The organism is Synechococcus sp. CS-603 (assembly GCF_977929215.1).
Map to the genome: position 1 here is coordinate 872,760 of NZ_OZ376778.1, position 21,689 is coordinate 894,448.

Sequence of the window (21,689 nt, forward strand, 5' to 3'; positions counted from 1 at the left end):
CAGACGTGATCTGTAGGCTGAGCCCCTTCCGCCCCAAGACACCAGACCCGGATGGCTGAGGAGCGCGTTCTGCCGATTGCTCTGCATCAGGAGATGCAGCGCTCCTACCTCGAGTACGCCATGAGCGTGATCGTGGGCCGGGCCCTTCCCGATGTGCGCGATGGGCTCAAGCCGGTGCAACGGCGCGTCCTCTTCGCGATGCAGGAGCTGGGGCTCACCCCCGATCGGCCCTACCGCAAGTGCGCCCGGGTGGTGGGTGATGTGCTCGGCAAATACCATCCCCACGGCGACCAGGCTGTCTATGACGCCTTGGTGCGGATGGCGCAGACCTTCTCCAGCCGTCACCCGCTGCTGGATGGCCACGGCAACTTCGGCTCGGTCGATGACGATCCGCCGGCGGCGATGCGCTACACGGAGATCCGGCTGGCCCCGATCGCCAACGAGGGCCTGCTCGACGAAATCAGCAGCGATACCGTCGATTTTGCGCCGAATTTCGACGCCTCCCAGCAGGAGCCCACCGTGCTGCCGGCCCTGCTGCCCTTCCTGTTGCTCAACGGCTGCACCGGCATTGCCGTGGGCATGGCCACCAGCATTCCGCCCCACAACCTGGCCGAGGTGGTGGAGGCCCTGATCGCCCTGATCCGCAACCCCGAGCTCAGCGATGACAAGCTGCTCGAGCTGGTGCCCGGACCCGATTTCCCCACCGGCGGTGAGGTCCTCACCGGCAGTGGTGTGCGGGACACCTATCTCAACGGCCGCGGCAGCATCCCGATGCGAGGCGTGGCCCATATCGAGGAGATCCAGCCGGGCAAGGGGCGCCACCGCCGCGGTGCCGTTGTGATCACCGAGCTGCCCTATCAGCTCAGCAAGGCGGGCTGGATCGAGAAGCTGGCCGATCAGGTCAACGACGGCAAGATCGGCGGCATCGCTGACATTCGCGATGAAAGCGACCGCGACGGCATGCGCGTGGTGGTGGAGGTGCGCCGCGACGGCGATCCCGAAAAGGTGCTGGGCGAGCTGCAGCGCCGCACCGCCCTGCAGAGCAATTTCGGCGCGATCCTGTTGGCCCTGGTGGACGGCCAACCGCGCCAGCTCAGCCTGCGCCAGCTGCTCCAGCACTTTCTGGAGTATCGGGAGCACACGATCATTCGCCGCACCCGCCACGCGCTCAAGCGCACCGAAGACCGCCTCGAGGTGGTCGAAGGCTTGATCCGGGCGCTGGATTCCCTGCCTGAGGTGATCGAGCGGATCCAGGCGGCCACGGATGCGGCGAGCGCCAGGGCCAGCCTGCAGGTCCACCTCGAATTAACGGAACGCCAGGCCGAAGCGGTGCTGGCGATGCCGCTGCGGCGGCTCACCAGCCTGGAGCAGGACGGCCTGCGCAAGGAAGCCGGCGAACTGGCCCAGGAACGGGAGCGGTTGCGTCACCTGCTCGACGACCGCCAGTCGCTGCTCGACGCGATGGTGGTAGAGCTCAGGAGCCTGAAGAAGCGCTTCGCCACGCCCCGGCGCACCCGCCTGGTCAGTGGTGGTGATGCCCTGGTGGCCCAGCGGGCTGCGGCGATTCGGCCTACCACCGAACTGCAGCGCCAGCAGGCCCTTAATGCCCTGCCGCCTGACGGTCGCCTGCTGATTCAGGCCGACGGTCAGCTGCGCATCCTCGGTCCCCAGATGCTGGGCCGCCTCCACCTCGACGAGGCAGCGCCGATCGGCGAGCACCCATCCCCAGCCCGGCTGATCCTGCCGATCGCGGCCAAGCCGGCCCTGCTGGCCTTTAGTGCCACGGGCAAGGTGGCCATGCTGCGCTGGGAGTTCGCCGCCCAGCAGAACGGCGGCATTGAAAAGTTCCTGCCCGAGAGCCTGGGCGGTGATGGCGTCCGCCAGTTGTTGCCGCTGGGCAAGAAACCGCAGGGCAGCCTCGGGCTGCTCAGCAGTGATGGCCGCTTCAAGCGCCTGCCGATCGAAACATTTCTGGAGCTCTCCGGCCGCGCCGCCACGGTGCTGAAGCTCAAGGACGGGATCGAGCTCTGCCGGGTGGTCGAGTGCCAGGAGGGGGAAGACCTGCTGGTGGCCAGCAGCACCGGCCGGATGCTGCGCCTTGTGGTCAACGACGCCACCGTGCCGCTGATGGGCAAGACGGCCCAGGGGCCTGTGTTGATGCGCTTGTTGCCGGGAGAAACAATCGTCGGAGCCGCCTCGGTTTCAGCGGATGGCGACGTGCTTCTGGCCAGACGGCATGGCCAGATCAAGCGCCTGCAGGTCAAGAGTCTGCGCTTGTGTGAACGGGGCGATCTCGGCCAGATCGGCCTGCGCTTCGAGCGCCGCGACGATGTGCTGGTGGATCTGCAGGCCGCCACGGCGGCCGTGGTGGCGGCCGTGATGGTGGGCGGGCGCAGTCTGCGGCTGAAGGTGGCGGACCTGGAGCGGCAGGGCAGCTCGGGCTGCGGCCAGCCATGTGCGCTCAAGCCGGGAGAAATCCTGCAGGAACTGGTGCCGCTGCTCGAGTCGCCCGCCTAGAGGTTCCCTCCCCGCCGCTGAGCTCCAGCAGTTGCACGGGATGGAGCACCTCGATCGGGCGGGCTGTGCCGCCCATGTGTTGGCGGATCTGGAGGCTGCAGCCGATGTTGCCGCTCACGGCCAGTTCGGCGCCGGTGTTGCTGAGGTCGGCGGCTTTGATCCGCCCCAGCTCGGCGGCTTCGTTGGGTTGCACCAGGTTGTAGATGCCGGCACTGCCGCAGCACACCCCAGCTTCCACCGCTTCGAGGAGCTGCACATGGGGGATCTGACGCAACAGACGCCGGGGTTGGTCGCGCAGGCCCTGGCCGTGGATCATGTGGCAGGCGTCGTGATAGGCCAGGCGCAGGGGCCGCTCCGCCGTCGCCGCTGTGCCGTCGCTGTGCCGGAGCGGCTGGAGCTGGGCGGCGAAGTGTTCGCTCAGTCCGACCCGATCGAGGAATTCCTGCACATCGGCCACCCGATCGGTGAAGGCTCCGGCGCGGGCCGCCCAGGCGGGGTTGCCGGCCAGCAGCTCGTCGTATTTCTTGAGGGTGTGGCCGCAGCCTGACGCCGTGACCAGCACGGCATCGAGGGGTTCGGGTCCCGCGGCTTTGCCCGCGCCGACCACGGCCTCGAAACAGTCGATCAGATCTTTGGCCAGACCCTGGGTCTGCTCCAGCTCTCCCTGGTGATGGGTCATCGCGCCGCAGCAATTCTGGTCGGGCGGAATCACCACTTCAATGCCGTTGGCGCTGAGGACGCGCACCGCCGCGCTGGTCACCGCCGGATCGAACAAACGCTGCACGCAGCCCAAGACCAGTCCCACCCGATAGCGCCGCGGACCGGTGGCGGGCACCACCAGCGGGTAGGGATCGCTGAACGCCTCTGCGCTCAGCGGCGGCAGCAACCGTTCCATCGCCGCGATCTCTGGCCCGAACAGGCGGGTGAGTCCGCTGCGTCTCGCCAGATCCTGCAGGGGGCTGCCGGCGTAAAGCCGCAGCGGCTGCAGCACGGCCCGCAAGCGCTTGGGGTAGGGCAGCAGGCGGAACAGCAGGGCGCGGAAACTGTTCTGCCAGGGGCTACGCAGCTCCGGGGCATTCAGCTTCGGCCGCGTGGCTTCGATCAGTTCGTCGTAGCGCACCCCCGACGGGCAGGCGCTGACGCAGGCCAGGCAGCCCAGACAGGAATCGAAATGCCCCGCCACCGTGGCATCGAGGGCCAGCTCTCCAGCTTCGATCGCCTTGAGCATGTGGATCCGCCCCCGCGGCGAATCCATCTCCGTGCCCAGCACCCGGTAGCTGGCGCAGCTCGGCAAGCAGAAACCGCAATGGATGCAAGGGTCGGTGGCGCTGAGGCTTCCAGCGGCGCCGGCAGATGAACAGCTCATGGTTCTCAGTTTGCCTGGCTCGCGTCCAGCACCGGTTGCTCCAGCCGCCGCACCGCTGTGTCGGTGAGATGGTCGTCGTCGGCCAGCAGCTTGCGCAGATCGACGAGCGTGCAGCCCTGCGGGCAGATCCAGGGCATCGGATCGATGAAGCGCACGCCAGCGGGCAGCGATTGGCTCAGTTGAGTGTTGATCTGCTCGGCATTGACGGCTTCCTGCTGGAGCGCCTCCAGGCAGGCCGGGTTCCAGTCACCCGGGCGGAACCATTCCGGCAGGCAGGTGTCCCGCCCAACCAGCCGCGGCCCCGCCCCGATCACGATCACCCGCAGGCCCTTGGCCTCGGCCCTGGCCGAGAACGTTTGCAGGGCCTGGGCATAGATCGTCACCTTGGCGTTGGTGCCTTGGATCGGCTCGCCGGCAGGATCGAGGAAGCCATCACGGCTGGCCTGCACATCTCCACCCAAGTGGCTCAGCTGATAGGCCGCGATCAGCACGGCGTCGCCGGGCCGGGCCTCGGCAAGAATCCTCTTGGCAATTTTTCGCTGGAAGCGGGCACAGCCAGGGTCGAGATGGCCGTGGGCTGTGGCCGGGAACGGACAGCCGGCCTTGGCCAGCAGCGTGATGCCCAGGCCTTGCTGGTGCAGGTCAGCGGCCAGGGGAATCAGGGCTGCGGCGTGGCTGTCTCCGACCACGAAGAGGGTGCTCCCCTGGGTGGTCTCGGGCGGAGCCGAGCAGGTGCGGAAGAGCGCGCCGATCTGGTTGGTCTTGGGTTGTGCCTTGCGGTTGACCAGACAATCCGAGGATGTGATGGATGTGCCGGCGATGCGCTGCTTCTGCCGTTGCTCCGACAACGTGGCCGGCCGCTGGCCTGCATAGAGAGAGCTGCCGAGCTCGCCGCTGATCAGCAGCAACAGCAGGGCTGCAACGGCGGCATTGATGCCGAAGCCGATCAGGAGGCTTCGGATGCTTCGGGTTACCCATGGCTTGGCGCCCAACGGAGTTTCGATCCAGCGGTAGGAGAGTTCGGCCAGCCCCAGGATCAGCAGCAGCTGGAACGGCACACTCCAGGCGTGGATGCCGATCGTCCAGCGGCTGAGGGCAATGACGCTCCAGTGCCAGAGGTACAGCGAATAGGAGATCACCCCGAGGCGCAGCAGCGGCGGCCAGTTCAGGACCCGTCCCAGGGGCGATTCCTGCTGCAGGGTTGTGATCAGGGCGGCGGTGGCCGCCACGCTGACCAGCATCGGGATGGGAGCGGCGTCCTGTGGCGCCAGGGTCACCCCGATCAGGGCGGCCAAGGACCCCCAGGCCACCCCGTTGCGGATGCCGCTGGCCTGGTCCGGAGTTCCGCGCTGGCTCTCCCCGGCGGTGGCCAGCAGGCAGCCCAGCGCCAGTTCCCAGACCCTGGCGCCTGGCAGGAAGAAGGCGGCGGATGGATCCAGCTGCCTCTGGATCAGGAACAGCAGGAACGAAAGCGCGGCCACGACGGCCATCGCCAGGCGGAAACGCCGGCGACCCGGAGCGCCTGCTCGCCCGAGGCCGAGCTGCCAGGCCGCCAGGGGAAAGATCAGATAAAACTGATAATCAACCCCTAGATACCAGGTCTGGGTGAAGGTGTTCAGCAGCCCACTGCTGCCGAAGTAATCCGTGGCCTCCTGATAGAGGAACACGTTGGAGCTGCCCACCAGCGCCAGAAGACCGGTCCAGAGCGAGGCGGTGGGATCGGGAACCACCAGGCAGGTCAGCAGGGCTGTGACAACCACACAGATCGCCAGGGCCGGCACCAGCCGCTGAATGCGCCGCCGGTAGAACTCCAGCAGAAAGGCCCCCCGATTGGCGGCGGCTCGCTTCTTCTGGATGGAACGCGTGATTACATAGCCGGAGATCACGAAAAAAACGTCAACCCCGATGAAGCCGCTGGGTAACAGCGCTCCGTTCAGGTGATTGACGATGACGGCGATGATCGCGACGGCCCGCAAGCCGTCGATTTCGCCTTTGCGGCTGCTCTGGTGCTGGGTCTCCCTGATCGCTGCAGTTCCATGGGAGTGCGACCTTACCCAAGGTGGGTTGGCTGGCCTGACTCAGCTGTCGAAGTGCTGGATCACCGCCTCAGCGAAGCCTGAGCAGCTCACCGGCTCCAGCCGTGGCTCCATCAGTCGGGCGAGGTCGTAGGTGACCTGGCCACTAGCGATAGCGGCGCCGAGGCCTGCTGTGATCAGGTCGGCGGCCTCCTGCCAGCCCATGAACTCCAGCATCATCACGCCCGAGAGGATCACCGAGCCGGGATTGATCCGATCGAGGCCCGCATGTTTGGGTGCTGTGCCGTGGGTGGCCTCAAAGATCGCGGCGTGATCACCGATGTTGGCTCCCGGTGCCATGCCGAGGCCGCCTACCACCGCGGCAGCGGCATCGGAGATGTAATCGCCGTTGAGGTTGAGGGTGCACAGCACCGAATACTCCTGGGGCCGGGTCTGGATCTGCTGGAAGATGCTGTCGGCGATTCGGTCATCGACCATCACCATCTGTTTCCACTTGCCGCCGCCGTGGCTGGCGCCGATCGCCGCGATCACCCCGTCCACCTCCGCATCGATCGCCGCTTTCTTCTCCGGGGTGAGACTGTCGTAGCCAGGTTCGATCAGGCGGGCATTGGCCTCGGCACTGAGTCCGGGATCCTGGTCCAGGTTGCCAAGAATCCAGCTTTCCCGCTCGGTGATGCACTGATCACGGAATTCGCTGGTGGCCAGTTCATAGCCCCAGTCACGGAAGGCCCCTTCGGTGAATTTCATGATGTTGCCCTTGTGCACCAGGGTCACGTGGCGCTTGTTGCCCTCCAGGCCCAGAGCGTGCTGGATCGCCTTGCGCACATGGCGCTGGGTGCCGTTCTTGCTGACAGGCTTGATGCCGATGCCGGAGCCGGCAGGGATGCGGCGCTGGCCCAACTTGCCGTTGGCCGGAATCACGGTGTCGTTGAGGTGGGCGATCAGTTCGACGCAGACCGGATCATCGGCGGCCCACTCGATCCCCATGTAGATGTCTTCGGTGTTCTCCCTGTAAACGATCACATCGAGATCCTCGGGCCGTTTGTGCGGGCTGGGGGTGCCGGCGTAGTAACGGCAGGGGCGCACACAGCAATAGAGGTCGAAGATCTGGCGCAGGGCCACGTTGAGCGAGCGGATGCCACCGCCGATCGGGGTGGTCAGCGGGCCCTTGATGGCCACGCCGTAGGCCTCGATCGCCGTCAGGGTGTCCTGGGGCAGGTATTGATAGGTGCCGTAGAGCTCGCAGGCTTCGTCGCCGGCGAACACCTTGAACCATTCGATCCGGCGTTCGCCGCCGTAGGCCCGCTCCACCGCCGCATCGAGCACCCGCTGGGTGGCGGGCCAGATGTCGACGCCGGTGCCATCGCCGCGGATGAACGGAATGATCGGGTCGCTGGGCACCACGGGCTTGCCGTTCTCGAAGCGGATGGCGGTGCCGCTGCTGGGGGCGGTGAGCTTGTCGTACTGGGCGGTAGAGGCGATCACCATTGGGCGGTCAAGCGGGGTTGGAGGCGGCAACCAGGGAATGACCCGTGGTTGATTGACGACCATGGCTCACGGCGGCCGCGAAGACGCTGCAGCATGAATCGGTCGGCGGAGCCTAGGTTCAGCCCGATCTGCTTGTCTGCTCAAGGGAAACGCCATGAATGCGGCAGACCTGGCCCGCAGTCCTGAAATGGCCCAGGCCATCGCCTCGGCGGCCGCCCTGTTCCGCCTCCACTTCCCTGATGCCCGCGCCAATCTCACCCCCTGGCGCGACGATCCCCTCACCCGTGAATTCCGGGAGGAGGAATCGGTGGACCTGGCCTTTCATTTCCCCGGCTGGAGCCCCCGCCTCCAGTGCCGCAGCCTGCTGATTCAGCTGCGGCTGAGTGAAGCCCCCGCCCAGGCCGGCAGCGGCGGCAAGCCCCGGCTGCTCGGCGTGTTGATCAGCGGCATGACGTTTCAAGGGGAGCAGTGGCGCCTGGCCACCGTGGGCGACTGGCAACCCAGTGGCCCCCACCCGCCCCAGCCGGAAGTGGCCCAAACGCTCCAGCAGATCTGCCGGCAACTGTTCGATCTGCTGGCCCGCGGTCCGGCCGCTGAGTCTGGCCGCTGAGCCCAGCCAGGCTGCGTAACCCTTCGCAATCAACTTCAGACCCCAAGGGCCCAGGAGGCCTACCGTTTTCGTCTGTACCAACGACACCCAAACGGCGATGAGTGTTGCCCTTGCTTCCCAGTTGCGTGAAGGCACCAAGAAGGCCCACACGATGGCCGAGAACACCGGCTTCGTCACCTGTTTCCTCAAGGGTGTGGTCGATAAGAGCAGCTACCGCAAGCTTGTGGCCGATCTCTATTTCGTGTATTGCGCCATGGAGGAGGAAATCGGCAAACTCAAGAGCCATCCGGTTGTGGGCCCGATCGCCAGCGACGCGCTCAACCGTCGCTCGTCCCTTGAGGCCGATCTGGAATTTTATTTCGGCTCTGACTGGCGCAGCACCGTTCAGCCCACCTCCGCGGCCCAGGAGTATGTGGCCCGGCTGCATCAGGTGGCCCAAGAGACACCCGAGTTGCTGGTGGGCCATCACTACACTCGCTACATCGGCGATCTCTCCGGTGGTGTGATCCTCAAGAACATTGCCCAGAAGGCGATGAATCTGGGCGAACACGAGGGATTGCGGTTCTACGAATTCGACGCCATCCCCGATGAGAAGGTCTTCAAGGCGGCCTACCGCCAGAGCCTCGATGCCCTGCCGATTGATCAGGCCATGGCCGATCAGATCGTGGCGGAGGCCAACCATGCCTTCCACCTCAACATGACGATGTTCCAGGAGCTGGAAGGCAACCTGGTGGCGGCGATCGGCAAACTGCTGTTCGGCTTCCTCACACGCCGTCAACGCGCCGGCAGCACCGAGCCCGTGGTGGCTTGAGTTCGGTAGCGGCCAGGGCCTGAGCCAGAGTTGGTGGCGATCGAGCCAGCTCCCTTGCGCTATCTCCGCTTTCTGGTTCCTGGCACCACAGGTCGTTTCCGCTGTGGTGGCCTTCAGGTGGAACTCCAGACAGCGCAGCTCACCGCTGGGCTGGTTCCCACCGAGCTGGTCACCTACCGGCAACGGGAACCGGGCCGCCCCTTCCTCGCTGACCTGCTGCGTGGCGAGCCTTCCCCGGGCGAGGCCCTCTGGATCGTCAGCTGGGGTTTTGATGTGCCGCAGCTGCTGCGCCGGCTGAAAGGGCGGCCGGTGGCGTATCACGCCCACAGCAGTGGCTATGGCTTTGACCTCCCGCCCGGAGTGCCGGTTCTGGCGGTGAGCAAGAATACTCTGGGTTATTGGGGAGACCGGGCGCCCCGCAATCCCCTTTTCCTTGTGCCCAATGCCCTGGAGCCCCAGTGGCTGCAGCGCGGAGCGCGCCAGCCGGATCAGGTCGCTGCGGGGTCTCGGCCCATCGACGTGCTGGTGCAGGAGCGCAAGAGCAGTGCCTATGTGCTGGATCGGCTCGCGCCTGCCCTGCGGGGCCGGGGCCTGCGGGTGGAGGTCCAGCGCGGCTGGGTGGAGGATCTTGTCGAGCTGTGCAATGGCTCCACCGTGGTGCTCTACGACTCCGCCGATTACTGGCGCGGGCGGGGCGTCAGCGAGGGTTTCGGGCTGCCGCCGCTTGAGGCCCTGGCCTGCGGCTGCGTCGTGTTCAGCAGCCTCAACCATGCCCTGGCTGACAGTCTCGATCCCTCCCTGCTCGGCCATCAGATCGGTTGCGGGACACTCGAAGCCGATCTGGAGCGGATCGAGGCGGCCGTGGCCGACCCAGCCGCCTGGCTTCCGCAGCCGGCGCGGTTGAAAGCCCTGCTTGAGACCTGCTCAGAGCCCGTGCTGCGCCGGCGCTGGCAGCGGGCCTTGACGGCGATCGATGCCCATTGGAACCGCATCCTTCTGGATCAGGCCTTGGCTCTGCGCTCACTACCGGTGTGGAGATTGCGGCTGGACCAGGTCCGGGGGCGGCTAAAGCGCTGGCTGCTTAGGCGCAGGAATGGTGGCCGTCTCCCATAGGGTTGGGTTGAACGTTTGAGTCCGTCAGGCGATTGAACCCGCTCTTGAAGAGCCGGACCTACCGACAGCTGCGCACCCTGCTCACGTTCTTGCCTCAGGAACGCATCAGACAGCTGAAAATTCTGGTGCCACTGTCGATTCTTCCGGGCCTGATCGACCTGGCTTCTGTCGGCGTGATTGCCCGATTGATGGGCGCGCTTGTCGGCCGCCCGCTCGAAGATCGCATCCCTGGGGTGCGCGTTTTCGGGGGTGATCAGGTCGATCAGAGCCTCTGGCTGATTCTGTTGTTTGCCCTGCTGGCCTGGGCGGCTTCGTTCAGCAAGCTGGCTCTGCAGTTCTTTCAGCAGCGCCTCACCGCAAGGGTATGGATCGATCTTTCGAACAAGATCCACGCCAATGTCTTGGCACAGAATTATGAATATCATCTCTCTAGGAGCACGGCCAAACTATCGGCGATGCTGCTGAGCCATATCAAGAAAACATCTAACTCCGTGGTGAATCCACTGCTGAGGATGTTTGGCAGCGTCTTCTCGATTCTGTTGCTTTCCTTGGGTGTTTTGGTGATTGGCCGCTGGGCGGCTGTTGTGCTGATCGTGTCGTTGGTGGGCTCCTACCTGGTGCTCTCCCAGTTGATCACCCCCTATCTGCGCCATGCGTCTAAGCAGAAGCTGCGGCTGGAAGCCCGTACGGCCCACATTCTGCTGGAGTCGCTCGGCTCGATCCGCGACATCAAACTCACCGGTTCGGAGGCTTTTTTCCGCAAAGGGTTCATCGAAACCGGTGAGAAAGCCAAGGAATATGCCTGGTCGGCATCCTTGCTGCCGGTGGTTCCACGCTTTTTGATTGAACCGTTGGGGATCACCCTTATTTTTGCAGTTGGTGCTGTTCCCGCCCTGCTCAACGGCAACCGCTCCAGCATCACCGAGATCATCCCCTTCATCTCCTCGCTGGCCATTGCCGCCCTGCGCCTCACCCCACCGCTGCAGGAATTCTTCAGTTCGCTCAATCAGCTGCGTGGAGGGCTGCCGGTGATCGACAAGACCATTGAGTATCTGACCCTTCCAACTGGAAGTCCCGTGCTTGGTGACCTCGGTGTACCCACCCCCAAGGGGGTGATGCCCGCGCGCACAATCGGCCTCGAGGATGTCTGGTACGCCTACCCCGGCGCCCACGACTGGGTGCTCAAAGGGATTGATCTCACCATTCCGGTGGGCTCGCGTGTGGCCTTCGTGGGGGCCACCGGTAGTGGCAAGACCACCACCGCCCAGCTCCTTCTGGCCTTGCTGAGCCCGGGGAAAGGGCACCTCTCCCTCGATGGCATTCCTGTTTCCAGCTTTGACGTGCCGGCCTGGCAGGGATGCTGCTCTCAGGTGCCGCAGTTCATCAACTTGCTTGATGCCAGTGTGATCGAGAACGTGGCGTTTGGCCGCCACGCCGATGAGACCGATCAGGACTCAGTCTGGGCGGCGCTGGAGGCGGCCCAGCTCGATGAATTTGTCAGCGAACTTCCCTACGGACTCCATACCCCCATTGGCGAAAATGGACTGCAGTTGTCTGGTGGCCAACGTCAGCGGCTGGCGCTGGCTCGTTCGTTTTATCGGGGTTCCGAGTTTCTCCTGCTGGATGAGGCCACCAGCGCGCTTGATAACCGTACGGAGAGTGATGTGATTGAAGCCCTCGATGTGATCGGCAGGCGCTGCACCACCGTGGTGATCGCCCACCGCCTCTCCACGGTGATGCGCTGCGATCGGATCTATGAGTTTGATAAGGGCAAGATCAAGGCGTTCGGTAGCTTCCGCGAGTTGTTGGAACGCTCCGATTCCTTCAGGGATCTCGCCTCGCTGGAACGCAAACTCGTTCAATCGTGACTGCCGGCCTGACCCGCTGACACAGCATCTGTTTTGTTGAGCTCCACCCTCCATCCCCCGACTCCCCGTTTGCACCGATGACCTTCACCCTGATCGCCGGTCCCTGTGTGATCGAGAGCCCTGAGCTGGTCTTCGAGATCGCCGAAAAGGTCAAGGCGATCACTGATCGCCTGGGCATCGATTACATCTTCAAGGCCAGTTTTGACAAGGCCAACCGCAGTTCGGGGGGCTCCTTCCGCGGACCCGGCGTTGCTGCAGGGCTTGATGTGCTGGCTGAAGTGAAACGGCGCTTTGGCCTGCGCGTGCTCACCGACATCCACGAGAGCGTGCAGGCGGCCCCCGTGGCAGAGGTGGTCGATGTGTTGCAGATCCCGGCCTTTCTCTGCCGCCAGAGCGACCTGCTGATCGCGGCCGCTGAGGCCACCCGCGGCACCGACAAGGTGATCAACGTCAAGAAAGGTCAGTTTCTCGCTCCCTGGGACATGGCCCAGGTGGTGGCGAAGCTCCGGCAGGCCGGCGCTCCCGAGATCTGGCTGACGGAGCGGGGCAACAGCTTTGGCTACAACACCCTGGTGGTGGATTTCCGCAGCCTGCCCCAGCTCAGGGATCTGGGCTGTCCGGTGATTTTTGATGCCACCCATTCGGTACAGCAGCCCGGTGGTCAGGGCACGAGCAGCGGCGGCCAGCGGGAATTCGTGGCGCCCTTGGCCCGCGCCGCCGTGGCCGTGGGCGTGGATGGTTTGTTCATGGAGGTCCACCCCGATCCCGAGCAGGCCCTCAGCGATGGTCCCAACATGGTGCCCCTGCATCGCCTCGAAGCCCTGCTGGAGCAGCTGCTGGCGATCCGGGCGCCGCTCCAGCAGGGGCCGCTGGCGCCCAGCACGCTCTAAGCATCCGGCAGGCTTCCCTTGCAGCATTCTTCGCTTCTGCGCCGTCTTCGTTTCCAGCTGGGGCTGCGCCTCTGCTGCCGCCGCCTTGATGGGCTGCGCTTGCTGGTGCTCGATGTCGATGGTGTGCTCACCGACGGTGGCCTGTATTACGGATCGGAAGGCGAGCCACTCAAGCGCTTCGATGTGCGCGATGGCCTGGGGATCCGCTTGATCCAGTCGCTGGGCATCGAGGTGGCCTGTCTCAGTGGCGGCCGGGGCGGAGCCACCCAGCTGCGGGCGGCCCATCTCGGCATTCGCCACGTGCTGGTGGGAATCAAGGACAAGGCCGCCGCCATCGTCGAACTGGCTGCTTTGGTGGGTGTGGCGGCGGAGCAGACGGCCTACGTTGGCGACGACCTCAATGATCTGGTGGTGCGGGATCACGTTGGCCTGCTGCTCACCCCGGCCGACGCACCCGACTGGTTCTGCCGCCGGGCCGATCTGGTGCTACCAGAGCCCGGCGGCCATGGCGCCATCCGCGCTCTGGCTGAGGCGCTCCTGTACCGCAGGGGCCGGATGGAGGCCCTGTTGAGCCAGGGCTGGACGGACCGCAATGCTTAAGCTTCGAAGAAAGGATGCCCAGTGGTGGCTGAGGGGCCTGAGACGGCGGATCCAGCCCGAACCACAGGAGCAGCAGGCGCTGGCCGCCTACGCCGGCCTGGTGCATCAGGCCTTCCACAGCCAGCCCTTCGCTCCCCGGGTCTGTGCTGATCTCTGGGAGGGAGGACGGTTTTGTCTCAGCCATGGTCTGCCGGCCTTTCACACCCCGGCGCGGCGTGAGCGCGAAAAATCCTCGCACCACTACGGCCACGACATCCAGCTGAAGCGGCATGGCGGACTGCCCCTGATCGCAGCGCCCCTGCCCTTGCTGCTTGAGCATGGCCTCAAGGTGTCACGGGAGTCGGGTTTCGAGACTCCTAAGCCGTGGTCGAAGGCCTTCCTTTGCATGGGACCGCTAAGAGCCCAGTGGGTACGGGAACGGTTTGACCTTCCGGCGCTGGCGATCGGCCCCTGGATCGCCTATGCCCGCTCCCTGCTGGAGCCCCATCGGCAGCAAGAGCTGCGACAGCAGCTCGGCCCCACCCTGCTGGTGGTGCTGGCCCACAGCTGGGAAGGGGTGGAGCGGAGCACGGATCTGCCGGCCTGCCTCTCCGCCATCGAGGCCATCCGGGCCAAAGGGGGCTACCGCTCGGTGATCTGGCTGCGGCATTGGATGGATCCGGAGTGGCCCGGGCTTCCACCCGACTGGATCGTGGCCTGCAACGGCCATCGCTCCAACCCCTGGTTCCTGGATTCCCTGCGCACCTTGATGGAGCTCTGCCATGGCCTGGCGTCCAATGCCTTCGGCACCCATCTGGGTTACGCACTGGCGCTGGATCTCAACCTGCACTGGATCGGGGTGGACCCGCAGCAGGACCTCTCCGGGTTGCGCTCGGCCAAGGTCGATGTCGAGGTCAACGAGTGGAGCCAACGCCTGGCCCTCAGCCGCCAGCTTGCTTCCCTGCTCGATACCGGCGACAGTACAGGCGACACGACAGCGGCCCTGCGCTTGCTGCTCCAGCCCTACTGGGGATTTGATCAGGTCAAGAGCCCGGCGGAGATGCGCTCTATCCTCCGTTGTGATTTCTCCGCGTGATGCGTCGCCAACGACTCTCGATGATCCGCGCTTCGGCCGCTGCCCTCTGCGGGCTGGCTCTGTTGAGCGCCTGCGGTCGGCACGACCCACCCGAGGCCATCGATCTCACCACCTTCATCGTGGCCTCCCGCAATCAGCAGACTTCGAAAACTGTGCTGGCAACCGCCGGCCAGCGGGCCATGCGATTTGATCCCGATACCCTCGCCTGTGAGGGGGTCGGCGAATACCGGCAGGTGGGCCCCAGCACCGATGTGCTGATCCGCGATGAAAGGGGCGATGTGATCGGCTCGGGTGTCCTGGGGGCGGGAACGGTGCTGGCGAAAGAGCGGGACGCCGATGGCAGTTGGGTCTACCGGGGCTGCAAGTTCTCCGCCACCATTCCGCTGCTGGGTCCAGCCAGGATTTATACCGTGGAGCTGGCCAAGGGCAAGTTCGGGGTCCGGCGCCACATCAGTGAACTTGCGGCCTTATCCGGCGTGGTGGTGATCGACCTGGAGTGAACGCTTTTGCAGGCTGGAGGGGGGATAGATCGCGGCCAGGAAATAGCCGAACAGGGCGGTGAGGATGGGGACCTTCATCATCCCCAGCTCCACCATGTGGAAGCCGAGTAAGTAGAGGAACAGGGCCGTGCTGCTGAAGGCCAGTGCCCGACCCATCTCCTGGCCGCGTCCAGGCTGAGGGCTGTGAGCCGTGTTGCGCAGCACTCGGCGGATCATCAGCACCAGGAAGAAGACGACCAGGGCAAGGGGAACGACCCCGTTCTCTGCCCAGATCTGCAGCAACAGATTGTGAGAATGGGTGAGAAAGCGGCCGGTCACCTCGGGGGTGCAAAAGAGTTGCCAGGAGTTCTGAAAGCCGACCCCATAGATGAACCGGTTCTCCCCCATGAACGGCAGTCCGAGATAACACCCCCAGACCCGGAACCTGCCGATGTCGTTGGCGATGTTCTCCGCTCCGTAAAGATTGTTGAACCAGCCGAGCAGGCTGCCCGGGGCGCTGATCTCCACGACCAGGACGATGGCCAAGAGCGAGAGCGGCACCAGCACAGCAGCCAGGCCGAGGCCGCGCCGGGCAGCTGGGGAGAGCCGATGGCGGTTGATCAGCAGAGCCGCCAGCAGCAGGGCCAGGGGCACCAGCCCCAGGGCCGCCCGAGAGGTGGTAGCCCTCGCCAGGATCATGCTGGCGGCGATGCACGGCAGCATCGGCAGCCACCAGCGCACCTGACGCCGACCCAGCAACGCGGCCATCACACCGCAGAGGGCGCCCACTCCAGCCAGCAGGGCCGTCTGGTTCTTGGTGAGGCTCTGGGCTTGATACTCGATGGCCCACCAGGCGAAATCGGCGATCACCTCGGCGTTGAGCAGCACGCCCAGCAGGCAGGCCCCACTCACCAGGGCGGCCGTGCGACGCCAGCGCTGGGCGCTGCGGCCGAAGCCCACCAGGAAAGCGATGATGATCAGTACGTAGTCCATGTGCGAGACCGGGGTCGGACCGTCCTCGAGCACGATTCCCCGCACATTCAGCGCCAGAATGGCCAGTGCTCCCCACGACCAGGGCAGGGCGCTGGTGAGGCGCAGGGTCTCGATGGCGAGCCAGATCGTGGTGGCTCCGGCGCTGTAGCGCTTGCCGTCTTCGATGAACAGCATCACAACGGCCAGCACCAGGCTGGCGTCGCTGATCAGTGACACAAAAAACTGGCGGCTGAGTCGGTTGCCTGTCGTCGGATCCGCTCGTTTCAATGGAGGGCTGGCAAAGAAGGGGCAGAGGTTCGCTGTGATGGTGAGCGGACCCAGAAGCTGCAGGCCGGCAGAAAGCCGAACAGCAGGGTGAGCATCGTCACCTTCAGCGTCGTCAGCTCGAAGATGTTGAAGATCAGCAGAAACAGGCAGCTGGCCAGCAGCGCCGGCCCGATCAGATGGGCCCTTGGGCCATCGACGCCCGTGCCACTGCTGGCGCTCAGCAGCCGTTTCAGCCGACCGAAGACCAGGACCGCCGCCAGGGTCACGGCGGCAGCACTGATCAAGCCTGAGTCGGCCACGATCTGGACGATGAAGTTATGGGCGTGGCTCACGGTGATGCCCACATCCTCGTCGCAGAAGCGGACCATCGCTGCTCCATACCCTGCCCCGAAAAACCAGAAGCCCGGCTCCAGGAAGGGCAGGCCGAGATAACAGGCCAGCACGGTGAGGCGGCCGTCATCCCCACTGGATTTCCGCTCGAAAAACGTATGCAGCAAGCGTGAGTCAAGCCCGCTCTGATGCAGCAGGACCAGGGCCAGCGCCGCAGCTCCGATCACCAGGGCCAGCCTGCGGGGCCGCCACCAGTCCCGCCGCGGTGGATGGCCATCCGCTCTTGCTGGTGTGGAGGGGGACTGGCGCGTGAGCAGCAGAGCTGCTGCCACCAGCAGCGGAGGCAGCAGCATGGCCAGCCGTGAGCCGGTGGCGAAGGCCGCGATGGCGCTGCTGGTGGCCGCCAGCGTCATCAAGATCCGCAGACTCCCGCTGCTGCGGATCGCCACAGCAGCGCTCTGACAGAGGCTCAGACCACAGAGAAAGGCCGTCTGGTTCACGCTCAGGGAGCCGACCCGGAAGTATTGGCCGCCCCAGGACTGGGCGAGATAGCCGGGCAGATCGGCCTGGCCTGCCCAGATGGCCTGCAGCGAGACGCTCAAGGGGGTGAGGTTGAAGACAAAACCGATCACAGCGGCCACCGCGATGGCCACCAGGGAGGCCTGCCAGTGCCGCAGCGGTCGCCCCAGGCCAGCCACGAAGGCGGTGATCACCACGATGTACTCAATGTGAGAAAAGGGCTTGGGGCCCTCGTGCAGCACCACGCCGCGCAGATTGAGCAGCAGAATCAGAATCAGTGCCCAGTTGAAGGTCTGGCTTCCCGGGCTGATCGCCAGCCTCAGCACCAGCCAGAGCAGGCCCACCAGGGCACTGGTCACATCGCTCTGAGTCCAGGCCATCAACACGCCCAGACCAAGCAGAACATCGCTGCTCCGCTCCAAGGGTTCGCGGTGCCGCTCGATCCAGGCCCTGGATCTCTCGGCGATGGGCTCGACCCACCAGCTGGGCTCCCTCGCCTGCTTCGCGTCGATGGGGCCGGCCTCAGACATCGATGGCGCCAATCGGAGTCAGGTGGGACCCAAGAATCTTGGCCCCCGAGCCAAACAGGTGAGTGGATGGTACCAAGCTCTGCTGCTGAAGGCCTCGAATCAGCAGCAGGCTGTGCCAATCAAGCTTGAGGGGATCAAGCTGAGCCCATTTGAAATTGACAAACCTCAACTACTTGGCGCATCTCTGCAGCCCAAAGGATTGGGGCTGTTGTTCTGAATCTACGTTCAGGATCACAAAGGTGCTGGATCGCGAAAATTGTCTGGGTTCCCAGCAGGAGGCTTCTGGGTGGGAGGCGAGCAGTGGCCGGATCAATTCCTGTTCACCGTGTAATCCGATGAACGGAAGTCTGACTGTTGCCCAGCGATCCGCTTGATCACGCTCAATACGCACCACAGGGATCGTATCGAAATAGGGGCGGAGCCGCTCTTTCTTGGCAGAGTTGCTGGAGCATCCCTGGCTGCAGAGGTCTGTTGCACGCAGGAAGCTGGCTAATTGCTTGTAGTTTTGCTGGGGATAGATTTTGGCGGAAAGAACCTCTTGAGAATGCCCGAAGTGCATGGCAATGGTGACGGCCAAAACGATCGCGGTGGCTCGTCTGGTCTGGGTGCTGCCGCTGTTGAACAGGGCCTGGCCGCCATCGGCTAGGGCGAGAGCCAGGGCAGGCAGTAGAACGATGAAATACCGCTCGACAGAGAGAGGTTTGATCAGATCAATCAGACAGATCAGCCCTAGAAATGTGGCGGCGCCAGCAAGCAGCTTCAGGGCTTCCTTGCTGTTGGGATCGCAGCGCAGCTCCTGATGCAGGCGTGAAGGCCGCGATTGCTGCCGCTTTCTCTCACCCAGCGCCCAGGCCAGAGTGGTCATCAACGCCAGGGCCAGGGCAACGCTGAAGGCAGGGAAGACCCCGTTGAAGGCCGCCTTGATCACGCCGACGACTGGCTGAGGTTCAATCCAGGCGGTTCGACCGCCGCCGCCGCCGAACAGGCGATGCAGCAGCGGCCAGGCAGTCAGCGACACCAATAAGATCAGTCCATGGCGCCGGCGACCCAGGCAAGGTGCGCCTGAGCGAAGGTCTAGGGCAACCAGGGTGGCGGCATAGAACAAGCCGAAGTAATGGCTCAGGGACAGCAGCAGCAGCGATAGGCCAAAACCAAGGCGAAGTCTGTGGAGTTTCGATGGGCGGATGGCCAGGCCCGGCCGCTGTGATCGCCACAGCAAGGTCATCGTGGTCACCGCTGTTGTTGCGAACAGCAGCGCCCAGGCGTAGGGCCTGACCTCCTGGGCATACAGGCTGAATAAGGGGCTGGTGCCCAGAAACAGAATCGCGATCAGCTGGCGCGTGAATCCGCCGCCGCGGGTGGCCACGGCCATGGCAATCAGGCTCAGCCAGGCTGGAATCAGGCTCAGCAGCCGGGTGGAGATCTCACCAGACCCGAACAGGCCGATCCAGGCTTTCAGCAGAACCAAATGGAAAGGAGGGTGGGTGTCTGGAAAGATCCAGATCTTGAAAAGATCCGCCCATGACTCGACGCTGGCAGCTCCAATCGTGAACAGCTCATCGTGCCAATAGGAGTAAGCCTGAAATAATCCGCGCGAACTCAGAAGAGCTAGGCCGATCAGAGCCACCAGCAGAATGAAGCGCTGCAGCCTTGCCTTGGTGCAGGGAGCACCGCTTGATCCAGTGGTGGGATCTGGGTTGTGGACCGCCTTCATCTGGGCCGACAGGGGCTGCTCATGGCAGGGGCTCAATCGGTGCCAGGCGCGGGTCGAGGATCTTCGGGCCCATGCCCTCAAACTTCACCGCGATCGAGATCTTCTCGCCGCTACCGAACAGGTGGGTGATCGTGCCGTCGCCGAAGCTGGCGTGGCGCAATTGATCGCCAATCGCCCAGGTCCGGGCCGGCGCACGCCGCCGCACCGCATTGGCCGGGGCTGCGGGGCTGCCACCGGCGGCCACCCGTTGGCTGTCCTCGCGATCGACCCGAGTGAGGCGATCCAGCCGCTGCTCCCGCCGGATGGACGCGCCACCGCTCTGGGGGATGTCGCCCTGGATCAGCTCCGGCGGCAGTTCCGAGAGAAACACCGACGGCACCGCCGGCTCGCGCATGCCGCCCCAGAGCCGCCTTTCGCTGGCGTGGGAGAGGAACAGCCGCTCCTTGGCGCGGGTTATACCCACGTAGCAGAGGCGCCGCTCCTCCTCCAGGGCGGAGGGATCCTCCAGGGAGCGGTAGCTGGGGAAGAGACCCTGCTCCAGGCCCACGAGGCAGACCACAGGAAACTCCAGCCCCTTGCTGGCGTGCAGGGTCATCAGGGTGACCCGGTTGGCCTCGGTGTCCTTGCTGTCGGCGTCGCTGGCCAGGGCGGCAGAGGCCAGGAAGCCCTCCAGCGAGCCCTCCTCGTTTTCTTCCTGGTATTGGAGGGCGGCATTGACCAGCTCCTGCAGGTTGCGCCGCCGTTCTTCGGCCTCATCAGTGCCCTCGGTGATCAACTCGGCCAGGTAGCCGCTCTGTTCCATCACCCGTTGCACCAGCTCCGAGGGGGGCGCGTCCTGGATGCGGCTGCCCAGATCCCCGATCAGTTCGCTGAACTGCAACAGTCCCTTGGCGGAGCGGCCTGCCAGGGAACGCACGGCCTCCGGATCGCTGACCACCTCCCAGAGCGGCAGACCCAGCTGGGCGGAGGCGTCGGTGAGGCGCTGCACGGTGGTTTTGCCGATGCCGCGCCGCGGCACATTCAGCACCCGCAGCAGGCTGACGCTGTCGGCCGGGTTCACCAGCAGGCGCAGGTAGGCCAGCATGTCCTTGATCTCGCGCCGGTCGTAGAAGCGCAGCCCCCCCACAACGATGTAGGGGATGCCCCAGCGCACCAGCGATTCCTCCATCGCCCGGCTCTGGGCGTTGGTGCGATAGAGGATCGCCATGTCGCCCCAGCTCAGCTCGGGGTGGGCCGCCTCCAGCATCCGCAGTCGGTGCACCACCGCTTCGGCTTCGGCGATCTCGTCGTCGCAGCGGGTGAGGGTGATCAGTTCGCCTTCGCCGCGGGTGGGCCGCAGCACCTTGTCGATGCGCTCGCTGTTGTGGGCGATCAGGGCGTTGGCCGCCGCCAGGATCGTGGCGGTGGAGCGGTAGTTCTCCTCCAGCTTCACCATCGTGCGGGTGGCTTCGTCGCTGGCCCGATCGCCGAAGTCGTCCTGGAAGCCCATCAGGATCGTGAAATCGGCCGCCCGGAAGCTGTAGATGCTCTGGTCGGCGTCGCCGACGACGAACACCGAGCGCTGGCCCCAGTCGTCGAACTGCTCGGGGTCGCGGCCGCCCGTGACCAGCAGCTTGATCAGGTCGTACTGGGTGCGGTTGGTGTCCTGGTACTCATCCACGAGCACGTGGCGAAAGCGGCCGTGCCAGTAGTGACGCACCTGTTCGTTGCTCTGCAGCAGTTGGACGGGCAGCAGCAGCAGATCGTCGAAGTCGAGGGCGTTGTTGGCGGCCAGGGCGCGGCGGTAGAGCCTGTAGGCCTCGGCCTCCTTGCGGCCACGCATCCCTTCGGCCTTCGCCTCCATCACATCGGGCAGCCAGCCCTGGTTCTTGGCATTGCTGATCGCCCAGCGCACCTTCTTGGGCTCAAAGCGCTTGGGATCCAGTCCCAGCTCCTGGGTGACGATTTCTTTAACCAGGGTCTGGGCGTCAGATTCGTCGTAGATCGAGAACTGACGGGTCCAGCTGAGCCCTTCGGGGTCCTTGTACTTGTCGATGTCGAAGCGCAGCAGCCGCGCGAACAGGGCATGGAAGGTGCCGATCCAGAGCTCCTTGGTCACTTCCCGGTAGATGCGGTTGCGCAGCTGCCGCTGCTGCTGGGGCATGAGGGTGCTGTAGGGCTGGCCGAACTGACTGCTGGCCAGGCGCTGGGCCAGGAGCAGCTCCAGTCGGTCCTTCATCTCCCGCGCCGCCTTGTTGGTGAAGGTGACGGCCAGTAGCTGGTGGGGGTCGGCGCCGTGGTGGCCGATCAGGTGGGCGATGCGGTGGGTGAGAGCTCGCGTCTTGCCGCTGCCCGCTCCGGCCACCACCAGCAAGGGGCCGTTGTGGTGATCGACGGCGCGGCGCTGGGCCTCATTGAGTCCACCCAGGAAGCCACCCGAGTCGGAGGGGGTATGACTAGTACTAGGCATAAGTGCAGCTTAGGGTCTGGCCTCCGGATTGACT

General features: G+C 64.9%; 16 protein-coding genes. 9 read left to right on the forward strand and 7 right to left on the reverse strand.

Features of this window, described 5'->3' with window-relative positions; translation table 11 throughout:
- The first annotated feature begins 51 nt into the window (after positions 1 to 51).
- Positions 52 to 2,517, forward strand: a complete 2,466-nt coding sequence (locus ACXMDM_RS04535; protein WP_259723379.1) for a DNA gyrase/topoisomerase IV subunit A — start codon at positions 52 to 54, stop codon at positions 2,515 to 2,517.
- Here ACXMDM_RS04535 and ACXMDM_RS04540 read toward each other — a convergent pair.
- The 3 genes from ACXMDM_RS04540 to ACXMDM_RS04550 form a co-directional block, all read right to left on the reverse strand.
- On the reverse strand, positions 2,462 to 3,883 hold the full coding sequence (locus ACXMDM_RS04540) for a (Fe-S)-binding protein (protein ID WP_083544467.1): 1,422 nt from the start codon (positions 3,881 to 3,883) through the stop codon (positions 2,462 to 2,464). The genes ACXMDM_RS04535 and ACXMDM_RS04540 overlap by 56 nt on opposite strands.
- A gap of 5 nt (positions 3,884 to 3,888) precedes the next feature.
- A complete protein-coding gene (locus ACXMDM_RS04545) occupies positions 3,889 to 5,859 on the reverse strand; it encodes an acyltransferase family protein (RefSeq protein ID WP_071800773.1) in 1,971 nt (656 codons plus the stop codon).
- A 102-nt stretch (positions 5,860 to 5,961) separates the two neighbouring features.
- Positions 5,962 to 7,407, reverse strand: a complete 1,446-nt coding sequence (locus ACXMDM_RS04550; RefSeq protein WP_071800774.1) for an NADP-dependent isocitrate dehydrogenase — start codon at positions 7,405 to 7,407, stop codon at positions 5,962 to 5,964.
- A gap of 154 nt (positions 7,408 to 7,561) precedes the next feature.
- Here ACXMDM_RS04550 and ACXMDM_RS04555 point away from each other — a divergent pair, with 154 nt between their 5' ends.
- The 8 genes from ACXMDM_RS04555 to ACXMDM_RS04590 all read left to right on the forward strand — a co-directional run bounded on the left by ACXMDM_RS04555 (position 7,562) and on the right by ACXMDM_RS04590 (position 14,874).
- Positions 7,562 to 8,017 carry a Tery_1686 family protein gene (locus tag ACXMDM_RS04555; protein WP_071800775.1) on the forward strand — a complete coding sequence of 152 codons (456 nt, stop codon included), beginning with the start codon at positions 7,562 to 7,564 and terminating at the stop codon, positions 8,015 to 8,017.
- A 97-nt stretch (positions 8,018 to 8,114) separates the two neighbouring features.
- The gene (locus ACXMDM_RS04560; RefSeq protein ID WP_071800776.1) at positions 8,115 to 8,828 is read left to right on the forward strand and encodes a biliverdin-producing heme oxygenase; all 714 of its coding nucleotides are present in this window, start codon (positions 8,115 to 8,117) and stop codon (positions 8,826 to 8,828) included.
- Between the two features lie 33 nt (positions 8,829 to 8,861).
- Positions 8,862 to 9,941, forward strand: a complete 1,080-nt coding sequence (locus ACXMDM_RS04565; protein ID WP_370454096.1) for a glycosyltransferase — start codon at positions 8,862 to 8,864, stop codon at positions 9,939 to 9,941.
- Positions 9,942 to 10,066: 125 nt separating this feature from the next.
- Complete coding sequence (locus ACXMDM_RS04570) at positions 10,067 to 11,809, forward strand: ABC transporter ATP-binding protein (RefSeq protein ID WP_233830572.1); 1,743 nt, start codon at positions 10,067 to 10,069, stop codon at positions 11,807 to 11,809.
- Positions 11,810 to 11,886: 77 nt separating this feature from the next.
- A complete protein-coding gene (gene kdsA / locus ACXMDM_RS04575) occupies positions 11,887 to 12,699 on the forward strand; it encodes a 3-deoxy-8-phosphooctulonate synthase (protein ID WP_071800777.1) in 813 nt (270 codons plus the stop codon).
- A gap of 18 nt (positions 12,700 to 12,717) precedes the next feature.
- The gene (locus ACXMDM_RS04580; protein ID WP_233830574.1) at positions 12,718 to 13,299 is read left to right on the forward strand and encodes a KdsC family phosphatase; all 582 of its coding nucleotides are present in this window, start codon (positions 12,718 to 12,720) and stop codon (positions 13,297 to 13,299) included.
- A complete protein-coding gene (locus ACXMDM_RS04585) occupies positions 13,292 to 14,374 on the forward strand; it encodes a hypothetical protein (RefSeq protein WP_071800778.1) in 1,083 nt (360 codons plus the stop codon). Before ACXMDM_RS04580 ends, ACXMDM_RS04585 begins: the two co-directional genes overlap by 8 nt.
- Positions 14,374 to 14,874, forward strand: coding sequence for a hypothetical protein (locus ACXMDM_RS04590; protein ID WP_071800779.1), 501 nt, complete (start codon positions 14,374 to 14,376; stop codon positions 14,872 to 14,874). Before ACXMDM_RS04585 ends, ACXMDM_RS04590 begins: the two co-directional genes overlap by 1 nt.
- Here the strand turns inward: ACXMDM_RS04590 and ACXMDM_RS04595 are convergent.
- The 4 genes from ACXMDM_RS04595 to ACXMDM_RS04610 form a co-directional block, all read right to left on the reverse strand.
- The gene (locus tag ACXMDM_RS04595) at positions 14,842 to 16,062 is read right to left on the reverse strand and encodes an O-antigen ligase family protein (RefSeq protein WP_259723380.1); all 1,221 of its coding nucleotides are present in this window, start codon (positions 16,060 to 16,062) and stop codon (positions 14,842 to 14,844) included. The two genes, ACXMDM_RS04590 and ACXMDM_RS04595, sit on opposite strands and share 33 nt — an antisense overlap.
- Positions 16,063 to 16,109: 47 nt before the next feature.
- A complete protein-coding gene (locus tag ACXMDM_RS04600; RefSeq protein ID WP_259723381.1) occupies positions 16,110 to 17,492 on the reverse strand; it encodes a hypothetical protein in 1,383 nt (460 codons plus the stop codon).
- A gap of 169 nt (positions 17,493 to 17,661) precedes the next feature.
- Positions 17,662 to 19,242, reverse strand: coding sequence for a hypothetical protein (locus tag ACXMDM_RS04605; RefSeq protein WP_071800782.1), 1,581 nt, complete (start codon positions 19,240 to 19,242; stop codon positions 17,662 to 17,664).
- Positions 19,226 to 21,655, reverse strand: coding sequence for a UvrD-helicase domain-containing protein (locus tag ACXMDM_RS04610; protein ID WP_071800783.1), 2,430 nt, complete (start codon positions 21,653 to 21,655; stop codon positions 19,226 to 19,228). The genes ACXMDM_RS04605 and ACXMDM_RS04610 overlap by 17 nt, the downstream gene beginning before the upstream one ends.
- Positions 21,656 to 21,689 lie beyond the last annotated feature (34 nt).

Excerpts from the sequence above, each read along its gene's own strand:
- ACXMDM_RS04535 (WP_259723379.1), top strand. The coding sequence starts at position 52 with ATGGCTGAGGAGCGCGTTCTGCCGATTGCTCTGCATCAGGAGATGCAG.
- ACXMDM_RS04540 (WP_083544467.1), bottom strand. The coding sequence starts at position 3,883 with ATGAGCTGTTCATCTGCCGGCGCCGCTGGAAGCCTCAGCGCCACCGAC.
- ACXMDM_RS04550 (WP_071800774.1), bottom strand. The coding sequence starts at position 7,407 with ATGGTGATCGCCTCTACCGCCCAGTACGACAAGCTCACCGCCCCCAGC.
- ACXMDM_RS04555 (WP_071800775.1), top strand. The coding sequence starts at position 7,562 with ATGAATGCGGCAGACCTGGCCCGCAGTCCTGAAATGGCCCAGGCCATC.
- ACXMDM_RS04560 (WP_071800776.1), top strand. The coding sequence starts at position 8,115 with ATGAGTGTTGCCCTTGCTTCCCAGTTGCGTGAAGGCACCAAGAAGGCC.
- kdsA (WP_071800777.1), top strand. The coding sequence starts at position 11,887 with ATGACCTTCACCCTGATCGCCGGTCCCTGTGTGATCGAGAGCCCTGAG.
- ACXMDM_RS04585 (WP_071800778.1), top strand. The coding sequence starts at position 13,292 with ATGCTTAAGCTTCGAAGAAAGGATGCCCAGTGGTGGCTGAGGGGCCTG.
- ACXMDM_RS04590 (WP_071800779.1), top strand. The coding sequence starts at position 14,374 with ATGCGTCGCCAACGACTCTCGATGATCCGCGCTTCGGCCGCTGCCCTC.
- ACXMDM_RS04600 (WP_259723381.1), bottom strand. The coding sequence starts at position 17,492 with ATGTCTGAGGCCGGCCCCATCGACGCGAAGCAGGCGAGGGAGCCCAGC.
- ACXMDM_RS04610 (WP_071800783.1), bottom strand. The coding sequence starts at position 21,655 with ATGCCTAGTACTAGTCATACCCCCTCCGACTCGGGTGGCTTCCTGGGT.